The 24,641-nt window shown below is 54.3% G+C and carries 27 protein-coding genes; 4 read left to right on the plus strand and 23 right to left on the minus strand.

The window, feature by feature from the left end; translation table 11 throughout:
• The first annotated feature begins 10 nt into the window (after positions 1–10).
• The 3 genes from AC22LX_RS04790 to AC22LX_RS04800 all read left to right on the plus strand — a co-directional run bounded on the left by AC22LX_RS04790 (position 11) and on the right by AC22LX_RS04800 (position 3,177).
• Positions 11–130, plus strand: a complete 120-nt coding sequence (locus AC22LX_RS04790; protein ID WP_161801890.1) for a hypothetical protein — start codon at positions 11–13, stop codon at positions 128–130.
• Positions 127–762, plus strand: coding sequence for a TetR/AcrR family transcriptional regulator (locus AC22LX_RS04795; protein WP_045393711.1), 636 nt, complete (start codon positions 127–129; stop codon positions 760–762). The genes AC22LX_RS04790 and AC22LX_RS04795 overlap by 4 nt, the downstream gene beginning before the upstream one ends.
• A gap of 225 nt (positions 763–987) precedes the next feature.
• Positions 988–3,177 (plus strand): TonB-dependent siderophore receptor, encoded by a 2,190-nt coding sequence (locus tag AC22LX_RS04800; protein ID WP_047066468.1) that lies wholly within the window; start codon positions 988–990, stop codon positions 3,175–3,177.
• 56 nt (positions 3,178–3,233) lie between these two features.
• On the opposite strand, the gene AC22LX_RS04805 is transcribed toward AC22LX_RS04800, so the two are convergent.
• The 22 genes from AC22LX_RS04805 to yceD all read right to left on the minus strand — a co-directional run bounded on the left by AC22LX_RS04805 (position 3,234) and on the right by yceD (position 22,165).
• On the minus strand, positions 3,234–3,773 hold the full coding sequence (locus AC22LX_RS04805; RefSeq protein WP_052671546.1) for a glycine zipper 2TM domain-containing protein: 540 nt from the start codon (positions 3,771–3,773) through the stop codon (positions 3,234–3,236).
• A 205-nt stretch (positions 3,774–3,978) separates the two neighbouring features.
• The gene (locus AC22LX_RS04810) at positions 3,979–5,283 is read right to left on the minus strand and encodes an NAD(P)/FAD-dependent oxidoreductase (protein ID WP_015367177.1); all 1,305 of its coding nucleotides are present in this window, start codon (positions 5,281–5,283) and stop codon (positions 3,979–3,981) included.
• A gap of 244 nt (positions 5,284–5,527) precedes the next feature.
• The gene (gene ycfP, locus AC22LX_RS04815) at positions 5,528–6,070 is read right to left on the minus strand and encodes an alpha/beta hydrolase YcfP (protein WP_047046860.1); all 543 of its coding nucleotides are present in this window, start codon (positions 6,068–6,070) and stop codon (positions 5,528–5,530) included.
• A 36-nt stretch (positions 6,071–6,106) separates the two neighbouring features.
• The gene (gene nagZ, locus AC22LX_RS04820; RefSeq protein WP_162184064.1) at positions 6,107–7,117 is read right to left on the minus strand and encodes a beta-N-acetylhexosaminidase; all 1,011 of its coding nucleotides are present in this window, start codon (positions 7,115–7,117) and stop codon (positions 6,107–6,109) included.
• Between the two features lie 23 nt (positions 7,118–7,140).
• Complete coding sequence (thiK, locus tag AC22LX_RS04825) at positions 7,141–7,968, minus strand: thiamine kinase (RefSeq protein ID WP_045393702.1); 828 nt, start codon at positions 7,966–7,968, stop codon at positions 7,141–7,143.
• The gene (gene lpoB, locus AC22LX_RS04830) at positions 7,949–8,587 is read right to left on the minus strand and encodes a penicillin-binding protein activator LpoB (protein WP_162184066.1); all 639 of its coding nucleotides are present in this window, start codon (positions 8,585–8,587) and stop codon (positions 7,949–7,951) included. The genes thiK and lpoB overlap by 20 nt, the downstream gene beginning before the upstream one ends.
• Before the next feature lie 21 nt (positions 8,588–8,608).
• Positions 8,609–8,983: a YcfL family putative periplasmic lipoprotein gene (locus tag AC22LX_RS04835; RefSeq protein WP_045393699.1), complete on the minus strand. Its 375-nt coding sequence runs from the start codon at positions 8,981–8,983 to the stop codon at positions 8,609–8,611.
• Positions 8,984–8,987: 4 nt separating this feature from the next.
• Positions 8,988–9,344 (minus strand): purine nucleoside phosphoramidase, encoded by a 357-nt coding sequence (gene hinT / locus AC22LX_RS04840; RefSeq protein WP_045393698.1) that lies wholly within the window; start codon positions 9,342–9,344, stop codon positions 8,988–8,990.
• Positions 9,345–9,600: 256 nt separating this feature from the next.
• On the minus strand, positions 9,601–11,034 hold the full coding sequence (gene ptsG, locus AC22LX_RS04845) for a PTS glucose transporter subunit IIBC (RefSeq protein WP_045393695.1): 1,434 nt from the start codon (positions 11,032–11,034) through the stop codon (positions 9,601–9,603).
• 296 nt (positions 11,035–11,330) lie between these two features.
• Positions 11,331–12,125, minus strand: coding sequence for a metal-dependent hydrolase (locus AC22LX_RS04850; RefSeq protein WP_045393693.1), 795 nt, complete (start codon positions 12,123–12,125; stop codon positions 11,331–11,333).
• Between the two features lie 10 nt (positions 12,126–12,135).
• Complete coding sequence (gene holB, locus AC22LX_RS04855; RefSeq protein ID WP_045393690.1) at positions 12,136–13,140, minus strand: DNA polymerase III subunit delta'; 1,005 nt, start codon at positions 13,138–13,140, stop codon at positions 12,136–12,138.
• A complete protein-coding gene (tmk, locus tag AC22LX_RS04860) occupies positions 13,137–13,778 on the minus strand; it encodes a dTMP kinase (protein ID WP_487333773.1) in 642 nt (213 codons plus the stop codon). Before tmk ends, holB begins: the two co-directional genes overlap by 4 nt.
• A complete protein-coding gene (gene yceG, locus AC22LX_RS04865) occupies positions 13,768–14,790 on the minus strand; it encodes a cell division protein YceG (RefSeq protein WP_047046881.1) in 1,023 nt (340 codons plus the stop codon). The genes tmk and yceG overlap by 11 nt, the downstream gene beginning before the upstream one ends.
• Positions 14,791–14,792: 2 nt before the next feature.
• Entirely contained in the window at positions 14,793–15,602 is an 810-nt protein-coding gene (gene pabC / locus AC22LX_RS04870) for an aminodeoxychorismate lyase (RefSeq protein ID WP_049060031.1), read from the minus strand.
• 128 nt (positions 15,603–15,730) lie between these two features.
• Positions 15,731–16,972, minus strand: a complete 1,242-nt coding sequence (gene fabF / locus AC22LX_RS04875; RefSeq protein WP_487333774.1) for a beta-ketoacyl-ACP synthase II — start codon at positions 16,970–16,972, stop codon at positions 15,731–15,733.
• Positions 16,973–17,060: 88 nt separating this feature from the next.
• Positions 17,061–17,297, minus strand: coding sequence for an acyl carrier protein (gene acpP / locus AC22LX_RS04880; RefSeq protein WP_000103754.1), 237 nt, complete (start codon positions 17,295–17,297; stop codon positions 17,061–17,063).
• Positions 17,298–17,507: 210 nt separating this feature from the next.
• Positions 17,508–18,242 (minus strand): 3-oxoacyl-ACP reductase FabG, encoded by a 735-nt coding sequence (gene fabG, locus AC22LX_RS04885; RefSeq protein ID WP_015367190.1) that lies wholly within the window; start codon positions 18,240–18,242, stop codon positions 17,508–17,510.
• Between the two features lie 12 nt (positions 18,243–18,254).
• Complete coding sequence (gene fabD / locus AC22LX_RS04890; protein ID WP_045393679.1) at positions 18,255–19,184, minus strand: ACP S-malonyltransferase; 930 nt, start codon at positions 19,182–19,184, stop codon at positions 18,255–18,257.
• Between the two features lie 15 nt (positions 19,185–19,199).
• Positions 19,200–20,153, minus strand: a complete 954-nt coding sequence (locus AC22LX_RS04895) for a beta-ketoacyl-ACP synthase III (RefSeq protein WP_045393676.1) — start codon at positions 20,151–20,153, stop codon at positions 19,200–19,202.
• Positions 20,154–20,206: 53 nt separating this feature from the next.
• Positions 20,207–21,307, minus strand: a complete 1,101-nt coding sequence (plsX, locus tag AC22LX_RS04900) for a phosphate acyltransferase PlsX (protein WP_088389843.1) — start codon at positions 21,305–21,307, stop codon at positions 20,207–20,209.
• Between the two features lie 146 nt (positions 21,308–21,453).
• Entirely contained in the window at positions 21,454–21,627 is a 174-nt protein-coding gene (gene rpmF, locus AC22LX_RS04905) for a 50S ribosomal protein L32 (RefSeq protein ID WP_000290724.1), read from the minus strand.
• 16 nt (positions 21,628–21,643) lie between these two features.
• Positions 21,644–22,165 carry a 23S rRNA accumulation protein YceD gene (yceD, locus tag AC22LX_RS04910; RefSeq protein WP_015705036.1) on the minus strand — a complete coding sequence of 174 codons (522 nt, stop codon included), beginning with the start codon at positions 22,163–22,165 and terminating at the stop codon, positions 21,644–21,646.
• A gap of 141 nt (positions 22,166–22,306) precedes the next feature.
• Here yceD and AC22LX_RS04915 point away from each other — a divergent pair, with 141 nt between their 5' ends.
• Positions 22,307–22,891 carry a Maf family protein gene (locus AC22LX_RS04915; protein WP_487333775.1) on the plus strand — a complete coding sequence of 195 codons (585 nt, stop codon included), beginning with the start codon at positions 22,307–22,309 and terminating at the stop codon, positions 22,889–22,891.
• A gap of 40 nt (positions 22,892–22,931) precedes the next feature.
• Here the strand turns inward: AC22LX_RS04915 and rluC are convergent, their stop codons facing one another.
• Positions 22,932–23,885, minus strand: a complete 954-nt coding sequence (gene rluC / locus AC22LX_RS04920) for a 23S rRNA pseudouridine(955/2504/2580) synthase RluC (protein WP_072251500.1) — start codon at positions 23,883–23,885, stop codon at positions 22,932–22,934.
• Positions 23,886–24,641 lie beyond the last annotated feature (756 nt).

Consider the following 24,641-nt stretch of genomic DNA (forward strand, 5'->3'; position numbering starts at 1 on the left):
TATTTATAAAATGCTTAATTTTCATACATATATGAATTATTTATTTTTGGACTTCTGCCGCTGGCAGCATGACACGTTTATTTTTATAATGGCCGTTCAACAACCCAACATAGGTACAACGGCATCATGACAACTGACGTTCAAAGTTGCGCAAAAAAAAGCCGTGGCCGACCTAAAGTGTTCGACAGGGACGCGGCGCTGGACAAGGCCATGACACTTTTCTGGCAGCACGGCTATGAAGCAACTTCGCTTGCCGATCTCGTCGAAGCGACCGGCGCGAAAGCCCCGACGCTGTACGCCGAGTTCGTGAACAAAGAAGGCTTATTCCGCGCGGTGCTGGATCGCTACATCTCCCGCTTTGCCGCGAAACATGAAGCACTGCTATTCGATGACCAAAAAACCGTCGATCAGGCGCTGCGCGACTATTTCACCGCTGTCGCTACCTGCTTTACCAGCAAAGATACCCCGGCAGGCTGTTTTATGATTAACACCTCCGCGGCGCTGGCCGCCTCTTCAACCGATATCGCCAACACTATTAAGTCGCGGCACGCGGTGCAGGAACAAACGTTGACGCAATTTTTACAGCAGCGCCAGCAGCGCGGCGAACTCCCTGCGCAGGGCAATGTCTTGCAGTTGGCGCAGTTTTTAAACTGCGTGCTGCAAGGAATGTCAATCAGCGCGCGCGAAGGCGCTGATTTCGCCACCCTGAAACAAATTAGCGACACTACGCTGCGCCTGTGGCCGCAAATCCTGCAACCTTAATCCCCTACCGGCGGCCCTCGCTCGCCGGTTTTTTCCCCTTCTGCTAAATACCCTTACTTTTCTCAATATTTTCATTATGTTGATTTGTTGTAAATGATATTGATAACGATAATCAATATGTGCAAAATTCGCATTTGTCTTTCTATATGTTTCACGCTGTAACAGCCGCGCCTGTGGCTGAAAAAAATAACAACAGTAATGACTAACTCATATCAAGGAATGCGAATGAACAAGCGCCTCTGGCTGCTCAATCCCCTGCTGCTGGCCACCGCCCTGCCTGCCTTTGCCGCGCAGGCCGCCGATGAAGACGATATCATCGTCAGCGCCAACCGTAACCACCGTACCGTCGCCGAGATGGCGCAAACCACCTGGGTGATTGAAGGCCAGGAAATTGAGCAACAGGTTCAGGGTGGTAAAGAGTTTAAAGACGTCCTCGCGCAGTTGATCCCCGGGATAGATGTCAGCAGCCAGGGGCGTACCAACTACGGCATGAACATGCGCGGACGCGCCATCGTGGTACTGATCGACGGCGTGCGCCTCAATTCATCGCGCACCGATAGCCGCCAGCTTGATGCCATCGATCCGTTTAACATCGAACATATAGAAGTTATTTCCGGCGCCACATCGTTATATGGCGGCGGCAGTACCGGCGGTCTGATTAATATCGTCACGAAAAAGGGCCAGCAGGAACGTCAGGTGGATCTGGAGCTGGGTGGTAAAACCGGCTTTGCCAATAGCAACGATCATGATGAACGGGTAGCGGCGGCCGTCAGCGGCGGTACCGATCATGCTTCCGGCCGTCTATCAGTGGCGTATCAACGCTTCGGCGGCTGGTATGACGCCAACAATGACGCGCTGATCCTCGATAATACGCAAACCGGCTTACAACATTCGGACCGACTCGACGTGATGGGCACCGGAACCATAGAAATCGATGACCAGCGCCAGCTCCAGCTGGTCACGCAGTACTATAAAAGCCAGGGCGATGATTATGGTCTGAATCTGGGCAAAGATATGTCGGCGGTGCTTGGCGAAAGTAAAGCCTGGACCTCTAACGGGCTTAACTCCGATCGCGTGCCCGGCACCGAGCGTCATTTGATCAGCCTGCAATATTCCGACGCCGACTTCCTCGGCCAGAATCTGGTCAGCCAGATTTACTACCGCGATGAGTCGCTGACCTTCTACCCCTTCCCGGCCTTGAGCAAAGGTAAAATCAGCAGTTTTTCCGCCTCACAGCAGGATACCGATCAGTACGGCGCTAAGATCACCTTCAACAGCCAGCCGCTAACGGGATGGGATCTGACCTGGGGCGTTGACGCCGACCATGAAACCTTTAATTCCAACCAGATGTTCTTCGACCTGGATAAGGCGATGGCTTCCGGCGGCCTGAATAATCAGTCTGCCTATACCACCGGCCGTTATCCTGGCTACAGCATCACCAATCTTGCGCCGTTCCTGCAAAGCAGTTACGACCTGAACGACATCTTCACCCTTAGCGGCGGCGTGCGCTATCAATGGACGGAAAACCGCGTCGATGATTTTGTCGGCTACGCGCAGCAGCAGGATGTCGCTAAAGGCAAATATCAGTCGGCGGATGCCATTCCTGGCGGTAAGACCGATTATGATAACTTCCTCTTTAATGCCGGGATCGTCGCCCACATTACCGAACGCCAGCAGACCTGGTTTAACTTCTCTCAGGGCGTCGAACTACCGGATCCGGGCAAATATTACGGTATCGGCAGCTACGGCGCCGCGGTCAACGGCCATCTGCCGCTGGTCTCGAGCGTTAACGTCGGCGACTCGCCGCTACAGGGGATCAAAGTTAACTCCTGGGAACTGGGCTGGCGCTACACCGGCGACAACCTGCGCACGCAGCTTGCCGCTTATTACTCGACATCAGACAAAACCATCGTAGTTAACCGCAGCGACATGACCATTGATGTGCAATCGGATAAACGTCGCATTTACGGCGTGGAAGGCGCGGTGGACTACTTCGTGCCTGATAGCGACTGGAGTCTGGGCGCTAACTTCAACGTGCTGAAATCGCAAGTTAAAACCGATGGCAGTTGGCAGAAGTGGGACGTCACCCTGGCCTCGCCGTCGAAAGCCACCGCCTGGGTCGGCTGGGCGCCGGACCCGTGGTCGCTGCGTGTGCAGAGCCAGCAGGTATTTGATTTAAGCGACGCCAGTGGCAATAAGCTTGATGGGTACAACACCGTCGATTTTATCGGTAGCTATCTGCTCCCGGTGGGTAAACTGACCTTTAGCATCGAAAACTTGCTGAACGAAGATTACGTCACCATCTGGGGACAGCGTGCGCCGCTGTTGTATAGCCCAACCTATGGCAGCGCCGGGCTGTACGAATATAAAGGACGCGGCCGGACCTTCGGCCTGAACTACGCGTTAACGTTCTGATAAAAAAAGCCCCTCAGCCTGAGTGATTGAGGGGCTAATCGCTTAAAACTGCTATTTTACGCTTTGTTATTCAGAATCAGCTGACCGTTGCTATCGAGAGGTATTTGCGCCCCCGGTTGATGGTCCATGCGAATCTTGCCCTGCTGGTCGCCGATTTTATAGGTGACGTCATAACCAAGCATTTTTTCCGACTTGTCGTAGACCGTCTTACAGCGCTGCTGGGTGGTGGTATAGGTGTCGTTTTCCTGCATTGAGCCCTGAATTTGGTTACCAGCATAGCCGCCGCCCAGCGCGCCGACGACGGTTGCCACGCTACGACCGCGACCGCCGCCAAACTGATGGCCAATCACGCCGCCGGCGACCGCGCCGAGAACGGAACCGGCAATACGGTTTTCATCCTGAACCGGGCGACGATGGGTAACGGTGACGTTACGGCACTCCTGACGCGGCGTTTTTATGCTTTCTTTTATTGGCGTACTGGACACCACTTGCGCATATTGCGGGCCACGATCTAATACATTGAGACCGGCAACGGCGGCGACGCCCAACGCGGCGGCAACGCCAATCCCAATACCCGCCAACATTGATTTATTCACGGGAGTTCCTCCTTCATTGCTGTTACTAGCAATTCTGCGTTCTGCTCAGGGGGTATGCAAATCAGAAAGCGGATGAAAAATGCGGGAACCTACGGCAAATCAAGGGGATTCAGAGGATTCCTAACGGAAAGTTGCGATTCAGGCAGAAGGATATGCTGTGTTTTCAGGATAGCGTCGCGATGACGCTATCCTGATTACTTGCCGCTTAGTGCAGCTTGAGACGCGGACGAATAATACGGTTAATACGCCCCACCAGCATCATCAGGCCGGTTTTGAAATAGCCGTGTAACGCAATCTGATGCATGCGATACAGCGAGATATACACGAAGCGCGCAATTCGCCCTTCAACCATCATCGAGCCGCGCATCAGGTTGCCCATCAGGCTGCCAACGGTGGAGTAGTTCGACAGCGACACCAGTGAACCGTGATCTTTGTAGACATACGGTTTCAGCGCTTTGCCTTTCATCTGCGCCAGAATGTTATTCAGCGCGCAGGTTGCCATCTGGTGCGCCGCCTGGGCGCGTGGAGGTACAAAGCCGCCTTCCGGACGAGCGCAGGAGGCGCAATCGCCGATAGCGTAAATATCCGGATCACGGGTGGTCTGCAGCGTTGGCTCAACCACCAGTTGGTTAATGCGGTTGGTCTCCAGGCCGCCAATCTCTTTCATAAAATCAGGCGCTTTGATGCCCGCTGCCCACACCATCAGGTCGGCATCAATAAACTGCCCGTCTTTAGTATGCAGGCCGTTAACGTCTGCGCTGGTCACCATAGTCTGGGTCAGGACACGAACGCCAAGTTTGGTCAGCTCATTGTGCGCGGCGCCGGAAATACGCGGCGGCAGCGCCGGAAGAATACGTTCGCCGGCTTCGACCAGCGTCACGTTCAGCGCTTCGTTGGTCAATCCTTTATAGCCATAGCTATGCAGCTGTTTCACCGCATTATGTAGCTCAGCGGACAGCTCAACCCCGGTGGCTCCTCCGCCGACGATAGCGATATTGACCTTACCGTTCGCGCCGAGGTTTGCAGAATACTTGAGGAACAGGTTAAGCATTTCCTGATGGAAACGGCGCGCCTGGTGCGGGTTATCAAGGAAAATGCAGTTTTCCTTCACCCCTGGAGTATTAAAGTCATTGGAGGTGCTGCCCAGCGCCATCACCAGCGTGTCGTACGGCAGCTTACGCTCGGCAACCAACAGCTCGCCTTTCTCGTTACGCAGTTCCGCGAGGGTAATGGTTTTCCCTTCGCGATTGATATCCACCACCGAGCCTAGCTGGAACTGGAAACCGTGGTTGCGCGCGTGCGCCAGATAGCTCAGCGCGTCAACGCCTTCATCCAGAGAACCGGTCGCTACTTCGTGCAGCAACGGCTTCCACAGGTGGCTATGGTTGCGGTCCACCAGCGTAATTTTCGCTTTTTTGTTGCGGCCCAGCTTTCTACCCAACTGAGTAGCCAGTTCCAGTCCGCCGGCACCACCACCTACAATAACGATTCTTTTCAATGGCGTAGTCACAAGACCCCCTAAAATTATTAACCAATTGTTAATTAAAAGTTATCCAAATAGCTCTTAGTTAACAATAGGTTGCAGCGATGAAACCATTCAGCAGCACCGAGAATAGCATGAACGGAACATTGGTCATACCAAAATTGATGTGCATCAAGTTTTACCGCATATTTTTTAAACGAACAACGTCAATTATGGACAAGAAAAAGCCCGCGGCGTTTGCACGCCGCGGGCTGAATAGGTGAAAACAGGATTAACCGAGGGTCTTAAAAGCCTTTATTCGCTGCAGGTGCGGCGAAAGACTTTTAAATTTATGCGTCTGTTCTTCATCCCAGATGATTTCGTAATAATGATGCAGCAAGTCAGCCGAGCGTTGGCTATCCAGCGCCTCATCATGGCGTGATAGCACCACCAGGCAGCGGTCGCGATTTTTTTCACGGAAGTTGTTCACGCACTTGGTGGCGATATCCTGATACTCTTCCGGCCTGTCGATTTTCCCTTCCATGTTCTCGTGAGGGAACAGATTCGGGTTGAACACAGCCTGGCGAATATCACAGAGAAAACCAATCCTTTCCGCCCAGTAGCCACCTAACCCGACACCGCATATCAGCGGCCGATCGTCGGCAGTGAGCTGCAGCATTTTGTCGACTTCCTTCAACAAATGCTGCATATCATGTTTTGGATGGAGCGTACTGTAGCTAATCAACCGTACGTCAGGGTCGATAAACTGCAGCTGCAGCACCTTTTCATGGTTACCGGGGCTGTTAGAGTCAAAACCGTGTAAATAGATAATCATCGTATCCTCACCAGACAACAACGCCCTTCAGGTTAATTACGCAGACTTCGCTTCTTGCCAGCGCGCATGGAGCGCCTCCAGCTGTGCATTGACCGTCTGCCAACGCGCGGAATCTCGCAGTTCCTGACGGGTAAATGAACCTTTATGATACAATTTTGTAACACGCTCTGCTTTGATCGGGGACAGGTTATCCAATACGCTCACCGCGCCTTTACGATTATTGCAGACCAGGATCATATCGCAACCGGCATCGAGCGATGCCTGCCCACGTTCAGCATAGCTGCCCATGATCGCCGCTCCTTCCATCGACAGGTCGTCAGAGAAGATGACGCCGTCAAAGCCCAGCTCGCCGCGCAACACCGTCTTCAGCCAGTATTCGGAACCACTGGCCGGACGCGGATCGATATCAGGATAAATCACGTGCGCCGGCATAATCGCATCCAGCCGTTGTTCATCGATCAGACTTTTGAACACCGCCATATCTTTGGCGCGAATTTCCGCCGCCGGACGCGGATCAATCGGCGTCTCTTTGTGTGAATCCGCCGTCACCGCGCCGTGGCCAGGGAAGTGTTTACCGGTGGTTTTCATGCCCGCAGCATGCATACCGTCAATGAAATGGCGAGCCATCGCCAGCGCCTTTTGCGGGTCTTCATGCCAGGAGCGTTCGCCGATCGCGGCGCTGATATGGCCGACATCCAGCACCGGCGCAAAGCTGATATCAATATCCATAGCGATCATTTCACTGGCCATCAGCCAACCGGCTTCTACGGCAAGCTTACCGCCCTCTTCCATCCCCAACAGCGCCGCAAAAGACTGCGCGGCGGGCAGGCGAGTAAAACCTTCGCGGAAACGCTGCACGCGCCCGCCTTCTTGATCAACCGCCACCACGAGATGATTCCGCGAGGCCGCGCGGATTTGGCGTACCAGTTCACGCAATTGCGCCGGATCGTGGTAGTTGCGGGTAAACAAAATTAAGCCGCCAACCAAAGGATGAGCCAGAATCTCACTCTCTTCCGCATCCAGTTCAAAACCTTCGACATCCAACATTACCGGACCCACACAGACCTCTCTTATCCTTTGTTTTCTGTTTCTAACTGACGCCATGTCGCATCCGCCAGCGTAATAAATTGCCGGTCGCCGCTCTGCTGCCAGCGCCGTTCATACCATCCCGCCATCAGCATGAGCACCCACGGTCGCCAGCGTTGTATTTGCCGCCGCAGCTGTCGCTCATCAAGCTGCGCGAGCCGTGAATAGTCTTTAAGCAGCTGGCAACGCGTAGGGGCATCGCACCATACCGCTGCCAGTTCAAGCGCGATATCGCCGTCTCCGGCATACTCCCAGTCAATCAAGCGCAGGCCGTCGTCGCGGTGAATGATATTGCCGGCGTGGACGTCCATATGCAGAGGCGCCAAACGCAACGGCTGTGGTTCTCGCCGGCGTAATAACAGTTTCTGCCAGCGTAACCACAAAATCGTACGCCGGGCCGGATCGCACTGCTGCCAGTACAATTCAAGTAATGGCGCCAGCTCGACACGCCAGCCAAAACGCGGCTGTTGATGCAGATGATACAATAAGCCGGCAAGTAAAGGGCACTCCGGCAGCGCGCTTTTCACCTCCCCTGCGCAATACTCCACCACCATCCAGCACGGCGAAAAGAATACCGGCGCCGGCGACAGCGTCGCGGGGAGGCGCTGAAGCGCGCGGTACTGGCGTAAAAAATGGCTGAGCGGCGCCTGCGGATCGTGTGGCTGGCGCAGCACCAGCCGACGGACGCCATCGCTGATAATACAGCTGCCGCCGCTAAGACCGTTTTCAGTCAGCGCGGCGACAGGTGAATAGCGGGGGAAAAAGCGCGACAAGAGCTCGTCGCGCGTAAGCTTATTGTTGCTGAACCGCACCTTTGCCTGACCAGATAATCTCGCCGGACTGCACCAGCATCAGTTGCATTTTCAGCTCCGGCGAGTTGACGTTACCGGTGGCATTCGAGTACAGCACGTACTGAGCGCCAACGGTGCGCGCAATTCCCATCGCTTTGCTGCGGCTGCCGAGACTATCCTGCGGCGAAAGGCCTAATTGTTGTTTCGCTACGGAGAGCTGCTGCGGGGAGACCAGCGTAAACTTGCCGTTGCCCGCCAGCGCATTGCGCAGCGCGGAGGTCGCTTCAGACGCGTTCAGCGATCCGTTGGTACGGTTATTGACGCTATCCACCAGCAGAATACTGCCCGCGTTCACGCCGCCCGCCTGCAGCATCTGGCCGATCATCGGTTGCACAGCGCCGTCCCAGTTGTAGTGGCGCACGCGCGGCGAAGGCTGAGAGGGCTGTGAAGGCTGTTCGCTGCCGTGTTCGATTGGACCCGGCTGCGTTGGCACCGTCGGCACGGCAGGCACCGTCGGCTGCGGCTGCGCAGGTTGTTCCGGCTTCGGCTTGGCCTCCTCGACTGGCGCAGGTTCATTACGTTGTCCCACACAGCCTGCCAGGAATATCGCCAGTGCAGTGATTAACGCATAGCGACACATTTTAATCATTATGATGACCTCTTAGAGATAAAGATAAAGGCGGGCTTTGTGCGCCCCGAGAATATTTGCACTGCCGTAGAGCACAACGGACGAGTGGGCGGGAACCGTCACGCTTCGCGCAGGTTCCAACGGATGCATCTCCAGCCCATGAGCGTCATACCAGAAAAAACGGTAGTGCACAGTAATGGGCTGTTGCCGTTCGTTAAATAATCTTGAGGTAGCGGTGGCCTGAATTTCCGAGGCGGTGACCGACGGTGGATCGGCGCTGATACCCGCCGCCAGAACGCTGGATTCCATCACCAAAGTCTGCTGTTCGCCAACCGGAATTTCCGGGCGCGAACTACATCCGGCCAGCAGCGCCGCCAGAATCAAAACGCCTGAATAAGCAGCGCGCATCGGTTTAGCCTTTATGCGCCAGCATCGGGCCTAACGGACGGCCGCCCAGCAGGTGCATATGAATATGGTAGACTTCCTGGCCGCCGTGGCGGTTGCAGTTTACGATAAGGCGATAGCCGTCATCAGCCAGGCCTTCATCACGGGCAATCCTGGCCGCGACGGTCATCATACGGCCCAGCGCCAGTTCGTGCTCAGTCGTAACGTCGTTCACGGTCGGAATCAGGATATTCGGGATAATCAGAATATGGGTCGGCGCCTGCGGAGAGATATCGCGAAAAGCGGTGACCAGCTCATCCTGATAAACAATATCCGACGGGATTTCCCGGCGAATGATTTTGCTGAAAATCGTTTCTTCTGCCATGACTGATTCCTTATTAGTTTTATACCGTGCTCCGGCCTGCCTCTGCAGATAAACACGAATGCACAGGATCAGCTAAGAGTATGAGCGACTTCCTCCCTCTCTTTCAACCTGAATGCAGTTTTTCTTATTCAACTATAGACTTAGCTGCTGAGGGAATAAGCATTTCTCCCCATTTTCCTGCCATTGCCAACAATGAGCAGAATACCGACGTAAAAAAGGCAGCCATTTGGCTGCCTTAGTCTCCCCACACTACGTCTTAGCTGTTGCGGATGTATTCATCCATTTCGGTTTTCAGGTTATCGGACTTGGTACCGAAAATGGCCTGAACGCCAGAACCTGCAACAACTACGCCAGCAGCACCCAGTTTTTTCAGACCAGCCTGATCAACTTTCGCTACGTCAGCCACGCTCACGCGCAGACGAGTAATACATGCGTCGAGGTTAGTGATGTTCTCTTTACCGCCGAAAGCAGCAATCAGAGCTGGGGCCATTTCACTGGTAGCGGCGCCTTTGCTGTCTTCAGTGGCATCTTCACGACCCGGAGTTTTCAGGTCCAGCGCTTTAATCAGCACACGGAAGACTACGTAGTACACGATCGCGTAGCAAATACCGACAATCGGGAACAGCCACAGCTTGCTGCTGTTGCCGGACAGAACGATAAAGTCGATCAGACCGTGAGAGAATGAAGTCCCGTCACGCATACCCAGCAGGATACAGATCGGGAATGCCAGGCCTGCAAGAATCGCGTGAATGATATACAGGATCGGCGCAACGAACATGAAGGAGAACTCGATCGGCTCGGTAATACCGGTCAGGAACGAGGTCAGCGCAGCGGAGATCATGATACCACCGACTTTGGCGCGGTTCTCTGGTTTAGCAGAGTGCCAAATCGCGATAGCTGCAGCCGGCAGGCCGTACATTTTGAACAGGAAGCCGCCAGACAGTTTACCCGCAGTCGGGTCGCCGGCCATGTAACGCGGGATGTCGCCGTGGAACACCTGACCTGCAGCGTTGGTGTATTCACCAATCTGCATCTGGAAAGGTACGTTCCAGATATGGTGCAGACCAAACGGTACCAGGCAGCGCTCAATGAAGCCGTAGATACCGAACGCCACAACCGGGTTCTGGTAAGCCGCCCATTGAGAGAAGGTCTGGATGGCGGAACCGATCGGCGGCCAGATGAAGGACAGGATCACGCCGGTGAAGATAGCGGCGAGACCAGAGATAATCGGCACAAAGCGCTTGCCCGCGAAGAAGCCGAGATATTCAGGCAGCTTGATACGGTAGAAGCGGTTGAACATGTAGGCTGCAATCGCACCGGAAATAATACCGCCAAGCACGCCGGTATCAGCCAGGTGTTTCGCTGCGATTTCCTCAGCAGGTAAATGCAGAACCAGCGGCGCGACTACCGCCATGGTTTTCACCATGATGCCGTAAGCTACGACTGCAGCCAGTGCGGATACACCGTCGTTATTGGTGAAGCCAAGCGCAACACCGATTGCGAAGATCAGCGGCATATTGGCGAAAACTGAACCGCCTGCTTCTGCCATGACGTGGGAAACCACGGCAGGCAGCCAGCTGAAGTTGGCAGAACCGACGCCCAGCAGAATACCTGCGATAGGCAGTACGGATACTGGCAGCATCAGCGATTTACCGACCTTCTGCAGGTTAGCAAATGCATTCTTAAACATAATTGAGAGTGCTCCTGAGTATTTGGTACTTTTTTACGTTTTCACGCATTGGCCCGGGGGGAGAACCGTGCCGTGGACAGGACATCTAAGCGCCCTTTATTTATTACACAGAGTAAAATAATTAACGCGGAGATTGTTTGACGGCTATCACGTTTCATTCAGTCAACATATAAAAATTTACACTGATTTACATAATGTGTATCTGTATGTTGCAGAAATGCGTTCACCGCCTCTGTCGCGGCGGTGAACTTTACTCGCTTTGAGTATTAATTACGAGCCTTAAAATAATAGAAAGATCAGGCAGGTTGCAGTCTGGCAGGGTCGATGTGGAACAAGCTGGCAAAGTTTTCGGTGGTTTGTTGCGCAAGTTGCTCCAGCGACATGCCCTTCAAGACCGCCATGTATTCGGCGACATCACGCACCATCGCCGGCTGATTCTCTTTACCGCGATGCGGTACCGGCGCCAGATAGGGCGAATCGGTCTCTACCAGCAGGCGATCGAGCGGCACATAACGCGCTGCATCTCGCAGCTGTTCGGCATTACGGAACGTGACGATACCGGAAAACGAAATATAGAACCCCATATCGAGCAGTTTACCCGCGGTCTCTCTATCCTCTGTGAAACAGTGTAGTACGCCACCGCAATCCGTCACGTTTTCTTCCTGCAAAATTGCCAGCGTGTCGGCGCGCGCATCACGGGTATGCACAATCACCGGTTTATTTAATTCGCGGCCAATGCGGATATGCTGACGGAAAGACTCCTGCTGGCGCAGTTTGGTTTCCGGGGTATAGAAGTAATCGAGCCCGGTTTCCCCCATCGCCACTACGCCCTCTTCCGCCGCCAGCGTACGCAGCTCCTCATAGTCATACGCTTCATCCTGGTTCAGGGGATGCACGCCGCAAGAAAAGACAACGTCATCGCGCTGGCCGATTAATTCACGCATCCCGCGGTATCCCGGCAGCGTCGTGGCGACAGCCAGGAAAAACCTGACATCACGCGCGGCGGCTTTCGCCAGAACATCATCGACGTCTTTATGCAACGTTTGATAATCCAGGCCATCAAGATGGCAGTGGGAATCGACTAAAAACATATTCTTATTCTCAGAGATGCGAGACGGGCAGAACCGCCCCGGGTTGCAGGTAATGTTCCCAGCGCAGAAGGCGCTCGGTGAGCAGCAGTTCGCGATTGACGCCGACCACGCTCAGCAACTGTTCGCGACAGGCGCTCACATCGCGCGTGATAGCCTCAAGACGTGTGCCCGAAAGTGTTTGCGCCAGCTGGTTGACCAGCGTCCAGGCATCCGGATTACTCAGAAGCGAAATGCCCTGCTGCCTTTTTTGCGCATCCAACAGCAGCGATGCCAGCCAGTGCAGGCGCACCGGAGCCTGTTCGTGATTCAGAACCGGTAATAATGACAGCCAGTCGCCGCTGGTTAACGCGCTCGCTAGCGCCTGGCAGAGCTGTTGTCGCGGCGCCCAGTTGGCTTCTTGCAGTAACGCCAGCGCTGCCGCGGGAGCGTTAGCGCTGAGGCGCAGCGCTGCCAGTAAAGCATCTTGTGACATTGTCACTTCGCGCTCTAACCACCCTAATGCCCAGGCTTCAGAAGGCGGAGCAAGGTGATATGAGAAGCACCGGCTACGCAAGGTGGCGAGTAGACGCGCCGGCTCCTGACAGGCCAGGAAAAACCAGGTGTTTTCCGGCGGCTCTTCCAGCGTCTTCAGCAAAGCATTCGCGGCAGCATCGGTTAACAACGTCGCATCGTTGATCCACACCACCTTCGCGCCGCCAAGACGCGCGCGCTCATAGAGTTTTTCAGTGATGCCGCGCACCGCATCGATGCCTAGCGCGCTCTTGCCTTTCTCCGGGACAAGCGTGTAGTAATCAGGATGGGTGCCGGCCTGCATAAGCTGACAGCTATGGCAATGGCCGCAGCTTTTATGCCCCTCCGGCTGGCGGCACATCAGGAATCGGCATAATGCGTAGATAAGCGCATCGCCCCCCATTCCCGGCAACGCCTGCAGTAATAACGCATGGTGACCCCGTCCTGCCTGATAACCAGCGACTAGCTGCTCGAAGGACGGGCGTAACCACGGATACCATTTCATGCGCGCTGCTCCGCAACCCATTGCGTGACAACCGCGCGAATGTCGCGCTCAACCGCTTCCAGCGCCTGCGTCGCATCCACGGTGCGGATAGTCGGCTCCTGCGCCGCCAGCTCAAGGTAGCGCGCGCGGGTACGATTAAAGAAATTCATCGACTCCTGCTCGATACGATCCAGATCGCCGCGCGCGCGCGCGCGCTTGAGGCCGACCTCCGGCGTCACGTCAAGATAGAGCGTTAAATCAGGGCGGAAATCGCCGAGCACCGCATCGCGTAGCGTCGCCAGCATTCGCTGATCGATACCGCGTCCGCCGCCCTGGTAGGCCTGAGTTGAGAGATCGTGACGGTCGCCAATGACCCATTGACCGCGGGCCAGCGCCGGCTTGATAACGGTTTCGACCAGCTGTACGCGGGCGGCGTAAAACATCAGCACTTCCGCTTTATCGTTAATGACTTCATCTCCGGTAGACTGGATATCCAGCACCAGGCTGCGCAGTTTTTCAGCCAGGATGGTACCGCCCGGCTCACGGGTAAACACCATATCGCGGATACCCAGCTGTTCGAGTGTCTCAACGACCAGATTGCGTGCGGTCGTTTTCCCCGCCCCTTCCAGGCCTTCGATGACGATATAGTTACTGCGCATGTTTTTCCTTAAGTACTTTTAAATAGTCCTGAACCGAACGGTTATGGCTGGCCAGATTAGTATTGAACGTATGGCCGCCTTTTCCGTCGGCAACAAAATAGAGGTACGGCGTTTTCGCCGGATGCGCGGCCGCATTGAGAGACGCTTCGCCCGGCACGGCGATTGGCCCTGGCGGCATACCGCTAATCACATAGGTGTTATAAGCGGTCGGCGTCTCCAGATCTTTACGCGACAGTTTACCATTATAGCGCTCTCCCATGCCGTAAATTACGGTAGGGTCGGTCTGCAAACGCATGCCAATGCGTAGACGGTTGATAAAGACCGACGCCACGCGATCGCGCTCGGCAGGAACCGCGGTCTCTTTCTCAACGATAGAGGCCATGGTCAGTAACTGGTTTTGATCTTTATACGGTAGATTATCCGCCCGCCCTTCCCAGGCTTTCGCTACCGCAGCGACCATTTTCTGGTGCGCGCGTTTAAGAATGGCGATATCGCTGGTATTGGCGGTGTACATCCAGGTATCCGGCCATAACCAACCTTCAACCCAATCGGCGTGCTCAAGACCCAGCGCTTTGGCCACCGTTTCGTAACTGTCGTCTTCTAAAGTGTGCTTCACATACGGCGCATCGCGCAGCTGACGCAAATAGTCGCTAACGCGCATCCCTTCAACAAACCGTAGCGGGAATTGCGCTTCTTTACCGCTCGCTAAAAGCTGCAGCATCTCGCGCACCGTCATTTGCGGTGTGAAGCGATAGGTACCCGCTTTGAAATGAGACAGTTCAGGTTCGACGCGCAGCAGCCACTGGAATACGCGTGGACGATTAATGATTTTATCGCCATACAGCTGCTGACCAAGCACCACTCGCCCGGTTCCTGGCTCAAGGGTAAAGATGGTCTCTTCTTTAATAAGCAACTTACTATCTGCCAGTTGGCGGACTTTCCACATACCTGCCGCTGCGGCAATACCGAACACCACGACTAACAGCAGGACAAAACGTAACATTTTCTTCATGACTAACCAGGCAGCTCACACAATGGGGCTAAAAAATGGTAAAGATCGCGTTCAGACCAACAGACGTCATCCCAACGACAAACCGGTACCAGCGGCATAAGCGCATTGCAAATCAGCACTTCATCGGCATCGCGCAGTACATCAGGGCGCATGGATACTTCGACAACCTCAAAAGAAGAACGTGCCAACATAGCCATACAGTGCTGGCGCATAATGCCATTAACGCCCGCCTGATCGAGGCGCGGCGTGAACACCTGGCTTCCTTTACGCCAGAACACATTCGCGGCACAGCATTCCGTAAGCCACCCGTCGCTGTCAAGAACCAGCGCCTCATCGGCGTCCGTCTGCTCAAGATGAGAACGAATTAAGACTTGTTCGAGGCGATTAAGATGTTTGAGCCCCGCCAGCGAAGGATTGCGCCCCAGGCGGATCGGGCTTAACGCCAGAGTTATTCCCTCTTCTCGCCAACGCGCATAATGCGCGGGGAAAGACGACACACTCATCATGCGGGTAGGTTGAATGCATCCGCTCGCGCTATATCCCCGACCTCCTGAACCACGCGTAATGATCACCTTGAGGACGCCTTCACGATGCGACTTTGCGAGTTCTTGCATCTCTGCGGCCAGCATTTGCCACGCAGTAAAAGGAATAAAGAGTTTTTCGCACGTATCCTGCAAACGGGCCAAATGGGCATTGAAGAAGGCTATCTGACCGTTGATGATTCGTGAGGTGGTAAAACAGCCATCACCGAATTGAATAGCACGGTCGTTAGCTGCCAGTACACTCTGCTCGACACCATTTATCAAGAACATAGGGGGCTCCTCTCACCGGTGGCACAGTGTCTCAGGATAAAAAGCAGAGAACAAGCGGAGAAAACCGAATAAAAAAAGACCCGCCAGGCGGGTCTTTTCGTCAACGCTGAACCAGCATTAGCGGTTGATTATACTTTTTTGAAGATAATCGAACCGTTAGTACCGCCAAAGCCGAAGGAGTTACACAGGGTGTATTCCATACCGGAAACCTGACGCGCTTCATGAGGAACGAAGTCGAGGTCGCAACCTTCATCCGGGTTATCCAGGTTGATGGTCGGCGGAACCGCCTGATCGCGCAGCGCCAGAATAGAGTAGATAGACTCTACTGCGCCAGCCGCGCCTAACAGGTGGCCGGTCATGGATTTGGTGGAGCTAACCATCACGCGGCTTGCCGTATCGCCAAACACGGATTTCACCGCCTGGGCTTCTGCTTTATCACCGGCTGGCGTCGAAGTACCGTGGGCGTTGACATAGCCAATCTGGCCCGGTTCAATCGCCGCATCGCGAATGGCGTTAACCATCGCCAGCGCAGCGCCAGCGCCATCTTCCGGTGGAGACGTCATATGGTACGCATCGCTGCTCATACCAAAACCGACGATCTCAGCGTAGATTTTCGCGCCGCGTTTTTTCGCATGCTCGTACTCTTCCAGCACGACCATACCGGCGCCGTCGCCCAGCACAAAGCCATCACGCTCTTTATCCCACGGACGGCTTGCCGCCTGCGGGTTATCATTGCGGGTAGACAGCGCGCGCGCAGCGCCAAAGCCGCCTACGCCCAGCGGCGTACTCGCCTTCTCTGCACCACCGGCAACCATCGCGTCGGCATCGCCGTAAGCGATAATACGCGCCGCGTGGCCGATGTTATGTACGCCTGAAGTACACGCGGTCGCGATGGAGATACTCGGTCCACGCAGACCAAACATGATGGTCAGATGACCGGCCACCATGTTAACAATTGTGGACGGTACGAAGAACGGGCTGATCTTCCGCGGTCCGCCATTTACCAGCGAACTGTGGTTTTCTTCGATCAAGCCGAGGCCACCAATACCGGAACCGATAGCGGCGCCGATGCGGGTTGCGTTTTCTTCCGTCACTTCAAGGCCAGAATCCTGCATGGCCTGAACGCCAGCGACAATTCCATATTGAATGAAAGCATCCATCTTGCGCTGTTCTTTGCGCGAGATGATATCATCACAGTTAAAATCCTTTACTAAGCCAGCAAATTTCGTTGCATAGGCGCTAGTATCGAAATGGTCGATCAGGCTGATGCCACTCTGACCGGCAAGGAGAGCTTTCCAGGTAGACTCTACGGTATTGCCGACAGGAGACAACATGCCCAGTCCGGTCACAACTACACGACGCTTAGACACGGTTGTCCTCCAGGGAGGGAAAATAGATTCTTGTGGGACAAAAAAAGATAAAACTCAGGCGGTCGAATGACCGCCTGGAGATGTTCACTTACGCCTGGTGACCGTTGATGTAATCAATGGCAGCCTGAACGGTGGTGATTTTCTCAGCTTCTTCGTCCGGAATCTCAGTATCAAACTCTTCTTCCAGAGCCATTACCAGCTCAACGGTGTCAAGAGAATCAGCGCCCAGGTCTTCAACGAAGGAAGCATTGTTGGTAACTTCTTCCTGCTTAACGCCCAGCTGTTCGCCGATAATTTTCTTAACGCGTTCTTCGATAGTGCTCATACTCTTAAATTTCCTATCAAAACTCGCTTTCGCGATGGTTTTCGTAGTGTATAAAATGTTGAAAAATTTGCAACTAAATCCCGGCAGGTCTTACCACGATTTTACGCTATTTTGCGGCTGTTTGCCCTAATAACGCAAATGATTTCGCACAAAACAGTACCCGCAAGCGTGCAGACTGCGCGCTTCCTGAACATTTTGCGCAAATCTCGGTCAGACCATATACATCCCGCCATTGACGTGCAGGGTTTCACCAGTGATGTAACCCGCTTCGTCAGAGGCTAAGAATGCAACCGCGCTGGCGATTTCATTTGGGGAGCCAAGGCGCCCCGCAGGAACTGCAGCCAGCGTACCCGCACGCTGCTCATCGGTCAGCGCACGCGTCATGTCCGTTTCAATAAAGCCCGGAGCAACAACGTTTACAGTAATACCGCGAGACGCAACTTCACGTGCCAGTGACTTACTGAAACCAATCAGACCCGCTTTCGCCGCAGCGTAGTTAGCCTGACCAGCATTTCCCATGGTACCAACCACAGAACCGATAGTGATAATACGCCCATGACGCTTTTTCATCATAGCGCGCATTACCGCTTTTGACAGACGGAATACAGATGACAGGTTGGTTTCGATAATATCGTTCCACTCATCATCTTTCATTCGCATTAACAGGTTATCACGAGTAATCCCGGCATTATTGACCAGGATGTCAACTTCGCCAAACTCTGCGCGAACATTTTCCAGAACAGATTCAATAGATGCCGGGTCGGTCACATTCAACATCAGACCTTTACCGTTGGCGCCTAGATAGTCGCTGATCGCCTGCGCACCGCTTTCGCTGGTGGCAGTACCGATAACTTTCGCGCCGCGCGCGGCGAGGGTTTCAGCGATTGCACGGCCGATACCGCGGCTTGCACCGGTAACCAGCGCGATTTTTCCTTCAAAACTCATGGTATTCCTCTTTTATTGCTCAAGCGCCGAAGACATCGCAGCCGGCTCGTTGAGCGCAGAAGCAGTCAGGGTGTCAACAATACGTTTGGTCAGGCCGGTGAGGACTTTACCCGGACCCATTTCATACAGGTGCTCGACGCCCTGAGATGCCATAAACTCAACAGTCTTAGTCCACTGAACCGGACTGTACAGCTGACGAATCAGCGCATCGCGGATAGCATCCGGCGCGGTTTCACATTTCACGTCGACGTTATTCACGACCGGAATCGTCGGCGCGTTAAAAGTGATTTTCTGCAGTTCAACCGCCAGTTTTTCTGCGGCAGGTTTCATCAGCGCGCAGTGGGACGGTACGCTGACCGGCAGCGGCAACGCGCGTTTGGCGCCTGCGGCTTTACACGCGGCGCCTGCACGTTCAACGGCTTCTTTGTGCCCGGCAATAACCACCTGGCCCGGAGAATTGTAGTTCACCGGCGAAACCACCTGCCCTTGCGCAGATTCCTCACAGGCTTTCGCAATGGACGCATCGTCGAGACCAATAATTGCAGACATCGCGCCGGTGCCTTCCGGTACCGCTTCCTGCATGAATTTACCACGCAGTTCAACCAGACGAACGGCATCAGCGAAATTGATAACGCCTGCGCAGACCAGCGCAGAGTATTCGCCAAGGCTATGACCGGCTAACAGCGCCGGCGCTTTACCGCCCTGCTGCTGCCATACGCGATATAACGCGACGGAGGCGGTCAGCAGCGCCGGTTGCGTTTGCCAGGTTTTATTCAGTTCTTCTGCCGGGCCCTGTTGGGCAAGCGCCCACAGATCGTAACCCAACGCTGCGGAAGCTTCGCCGAAGGTCTCTTCAATCACAGGCCAGGTCGCGGCCATATCTGCCAGCATACCGACAGCCTGAGAGCCCTGTCCGGGGAACACAAAAGCAAATTGCGTCATGTTTAAATCCTTATACTAAAAACGAACCAGCGCGGAACCCCAGGTGAAACCACCACCGAAGGCTTCCAGCAGAATCAACTGGCCGCGTTGAATACGGCCATCGCGCACGGCTTCGTCGAGCGCGCAAGGAACCGAAGCAGCAGAGGTATTACCGTGACGATCGAGCGTGACCACCACGTTATCCATCGACATCCCCAGCTTTTTCGCCGTCGCGCTGATGATACGCAGGTTAGCCTGGTGCGGGACCAGCCAATCCAGCGCCGAGCGCTCAAGGTTGTTGGCCGCCAGCGTCTCGTCAACGATATGCGCCAGTTCGGTGACCGCGACTTTAAACACTTCGTTGCCGGCCATCGTCAGATAAATCGGGTTTTCCGGCTCAACGCGATCGGCATTCGGCAGCGTTAACAGGTCGCCGTAGCGGCCATCGGCGTGCAGATGCGTAGAGATAATGCCCGGCTCTTCGGAAGCGCCAAGCACCACCGCGCCCGCGCCGTCGCCGAAGATAATGATCGTGCCGCGATCGGTTGGATCGCAGGTACGCGCCAGCACATCAGCGCCGATCACCAGCGCATAATCGACGGCGCCGTTTTTCACGTACTGATCGGCGATACTCAAGGCATAGGTAAAGCCCGCGCAGGCGGCTGCGACGTCAAACGCCGGACACCCTTTTACCCCCAGCATAGATTGAATCTGGCACGCAGAGCTCGGGAAGGCATGCGTGCCCGAGGTGGTCGCAACAACGATCAGACCAATTTGCTCCGGGTTCACATTCGCCATTTCCAGCGCTTTCTTTGCGGCTTCGAAGCCCATCGTAGCAACTGTTTCGTTCGCTGCGGCAATACGGCGTTCACGAATACCTGTACGCGTGACAATCCACTCGTCAGTCGTTTCAACCATTTTTTCCAGGTCGGCGTTAGTACGCACTTGCTCAGGCAGGTAGCTGCCGGTGCCAATAATCTTTGTATACATGTACGCTCAGTCACTCTTGGGTAATATACCCGCGTTGTTAAAACCGCAGGGCGTCAGTCGTATCCGTTGGTCCCGGTGTGCTGTCGGGCATTCCCGTTACCGCTGCTGCTCCCTGGCAGTTCAAAACCTGCTGGGTATAACGATTCCAGGCGAGCGGCGATCCGCTGTGGAACTTGCCGCTGCACCGCCTGCACTGCCTGCTCTATTGCGACGCAAAATGCGCGCTGGTTGGCAGCGCCATGACTTTTGATCACAGAACCGCGCAATCCTAACAGACAGGCGCCATTATACTGGTCGGGGTTGAGGTGACTGAATCGCCTGCTTAGGCTTTTTTGTAACCAACGCTTTAATAAAATCAGCCACCACGACCTTTTTTTTCCCTCTCCCTGTGATTTCAGCAGCGAAAGGAACATTCTGACAACACCTTCCATCGTCTTTAATGTGACGTTGCCGGTGAATCCATCACAAACCAGAACATCCGTTTTCCCCGTCAGCAACTCGTTAGCTTCAAGGTAACCAATATAGTTGAACGACGGCAGCTTTTTGAGAATCGCCGACGCATCACGGATGCTGTTGAGGCCTTTCATCTCTTCTTCGCCGATATTCAACAGCGCAATGCGCGGATTTTTAATCCCCACGACTTCTTCAGCTAACACCGCGCCCATCACCGCGAACTGCACCAGCATCGTGCTATCGCAATCGACGTTGGCGCCTAAATCCAGCACCACCGTTTTGCCCTTTTGCTGATGCGGCAGTACCGTCACCAGCGCCGGGCGCTCAATCCCCTCAATGGGCTTGAGCAATAATTTCGCGAGCCCCATCAGCGCGCCGGTATTTCCCGCGCTAACGCAGGCCTCGGCTCGGCCCTCTTTCACCAGCTCCAGCGCCAGGCGCATCGAGCTTCCGCGACTACTGCGGATAGCCTGTGCGGGTCGCGCATCACTGGCAATAACTGACTGTGCAGGAATAATCTGCAATCGCGAACGTTGTTCGAAATCAGCTTTGGCAAGTAATGGCGTGATGGCGTCGGGGTCGCCGACTAAAAGAAGAGTGAGTTGCGAATTAGAGTTCAGTGCCTGCAGTGCTGCAGGCACTGTCACGGATGGGCCAAAATCGCCCCCCATGACATCTAACGCCAGGGTTAGACGTGTCAAGGTCTCGTCGCTGCCCGGTTCGGTTATTCCCCAGTTACCCGGGGAGATCCTCACTAAGCTTCACCACGCTTTTACTCTTGTCTTTCACGTTGCAAGGACGTTAGGTACGTTTTCTTGCAACGTGAAATCCACGGAGTAAGGCGTGATTACTTAGCGATTACCTTGCGACCGCGGTAGAAACCGTCGGCAGTGATGTGGTGACGCAGGTGTTTCTCACCAGAAGTTTTGTCTACAGACAGGCTGGTGACTGCGGTCAGAGCGTCATGGGAACGACGCATGCCACGTTTGGAACGGGTTGGTTTATTCTGTTGTACGGCCATGGACCTTACTCCTCAATTACTTATGCTTTAAGCTGGCTAATACGGCAAATGGGTTTGGTTTTTGTGCCTCTTCAGGCAGTTCGCCAAAGACCATGTCCGCGTCGGACACTTCACAGTGTTCAGAATCATGCACCGGAACTACCGGCAAGGAAAGAATGATTTCATCCTCAACCATCGCCTGCAGATCGATTTCACCGAATTCGTTAACCTCAATCGGCTCATACGCTTCCGGTAGTGCTTCTGCCTGTTCGTCATTTCTGACAGGGCTGAAACAATACGTTGTGTGGACATGATGAGGGAACGGTTTCCCGCAACGCTGACATTCGAGGGTTACCGACACCTTCGCATCACCGGTAATAACGGCGAGACGCTGGTTATCGATAGCGAACGACATGCTGCATTCCACATCACTGTCCACGCTGACGACTGAATCGGCGACACGGCCAACCTGATCACGGGCGTAGATACCCTCGTAATCAAGGCGTTTTTGAGCCGTGCGAACCGGATCGAGAGTCAGGGGTAATTTTACCTTTTGCATAGGGCGCGCATATTAACTTTGTAATGTCATAGAGTCAAAGAAAAAGGCAGCCTCAGGTTGCCTTTTGCCATTTATTCGCACACATTGCGGCGCATAGTTTAAAATGATGCTCTGCGAAGCGCTATATGTGGATGAAAAAATATGTCTAATCTTCTCCTGGCCTCAACCTCGCCGTGGCGGCGAATGCTACTGGAAAAACTCTCGCTGTCATTCGAATGCGCGGCGCCGGAGGTTAACGAAACGCCTCTGCCCGGCGAATCCGCCCGCCAGTTGGTTACGCGTCTGGCGCAAGCCAAGGCCCAGACGCTGGCATCCCGCTTCCCTCAACACCTTATTATAGGTTCCGATCAGGTTTGTGTCTTAGACGGCGACATCACCGGTAAACCGCACACTGAAGAAAATGCCTACCGTCAGCTACGCAAGGCCAGCGGCACGATTGTCACTTTTTATACCGGGCTTGCGCTCTACAATTCCGCCAATGGACACCTGCAAACGGAATGCGAACCTTTCGACGTCCATTTTCGTCATTTAAGCGATCAGGAGATCGAGGCCTATATCCGTAAAGAGAACCCTCTGCAGTGTGCCGGCAGTTTTAAAAGCGAAGGCTTAGGCATCACGCTATTTGAACGACTGGAAGGACGCGACCCTAATTCGCTGGTGGGGCTACCGCTGATCGCGCTATGCCAGATGCTGCGCCGGGAAGGCTTTAACCCTCTGCTTAGCTAGCCATAAAAGAAAGCGGCGGAGTATGAATCCGCCGCTGTGGTTATTTGCTATTGCGCAAAACCTGTAAGCAGTGCTTCAGTTGGTTATCCAACGGCGCTTCAATACGCATCACTTCACCGGTGCCTGGATGAGTGAACTTCAGCGCTGCGGCATGCAAAAACAGGCGGTTTAACCCCGTCCCTGAAAGCTGCTTGTCAAACTCGCGATCGCCATAGCGATCGTCAAAAGCGATGGGATGTCCCGCATACTGAGTGTGAACGCGAATCTGGTGCGTACGCCCGGTAACCGGGCTACAGCGCACCAGGGTGGCAAACGCGTAACGCTCTTCCACTTTAAAGCGCGTTTCGGACGGCTTACCTTCCTGACTCACGCGCACGATACGCTCGCCGCTCTGCAGGATATTTTTCAGCAGCGGCGCTTGTACCGCCTTGGTGTGCGACTGCCACTGACCACGGACCAGCGCCAGATAATCCTTCTGCATCCCTTTCTCACGCAGCTGCTCGTGAAGCGAGCGAAGCGCCGAGCGTTTTTTTGCTACCAACAGAACGCCGGAGGTATCCCGATCAAGACGGTGAACCAGCTCCAGGAAGCGGGCCTCGGGGCGTAGCGCCCGCAGCCCTTCAATCACGCCGAAGCTCAGACCGCTGCCGCCGTGTACCGCGGTGCCGGAAGGCTTGTTGAGCACCAGGATATGATCGTCTTCATAGAGGATCACATCCGACAACGCCGCCACCTTTTGTAGATGCGGCGAAACGGCCTCTTCTTCGCGCTCGGCGACCCGCACCGGCGGGATACGCACTTCATCGCCGTCTTCCAGTTTATATTCCGGCTTGACGCGCTTTTTGTTCACCCGCACCTCGCCTTTACGCAGGATGCGATAAATCATGCTCTTCGGTACGCCCTTAAGTTGCGTACGCAAAAAGTTGTCGATACGTTGCCCCGCTTCATCGGCGGAAATGGCAACCATTTTTACGGTTGGAGTCTCAGTTTTCATGGTCGGCGATTCTAAATAGCCGAGGGCATTAGCGCCACTCATTTTTATATGCTTATATTTATCAGTATCCGGATTTCATCGCATGCTTCATCGGCGTTTTGTTTGTTATTAGAACAATCTGTAGACGCTGGTGAAAAAACTGTGAGTAACCCGGTGATAAAAGGTAAAAGTGAACTTGCTATAACAAGGTTAGCAATGGAATAATGAAGCCGTTTTCCGTGTTGACACTTGTTAGAACAAGAAATTAGCGGAATGACCAATTTTGTCTGACCGATCATCCACGCAGCAATGGCGTAAGACGTATTGATCTTTCAGACAGTTAGCGGGCTGCGGGTTGCAGTCCTTACCGGCACAGGCTCTATAAGATTTTTGCGTGGCAGGACGGCGACGACTCCGGGACTACCGGGAGTTCATCTGAATCCTCCGATTGAGGTGAACAGGTTAAGCCATTACCCCTGCGACGTGAGAGACGATGAGAATATACGCAACATCGTTTGAGGTGCGTCAAGGCTGCAAAAGAGAGAATCTTCAGTCGGTTGTACACGCAATCGATTGAAGTGAACAAGCGCGGCCAACGCGAAATCACTTAAAGGATGAAGTGTATAAATGGAATATTCTCTGGTGATACATCCCAGGCTGTTCCCCTGAATAATTGCGCTGTGTTTCCGTTTGAAACACAGGCGACCGACACTCTGCGCCTCTTAAGCGCGCGACAACCGTGAGGTTGGCGACGTGAACCAGACTCGAGGCCATCGG

This window comes from Klebsiella sp. PK01 (genome assembly GCF_057624675.1).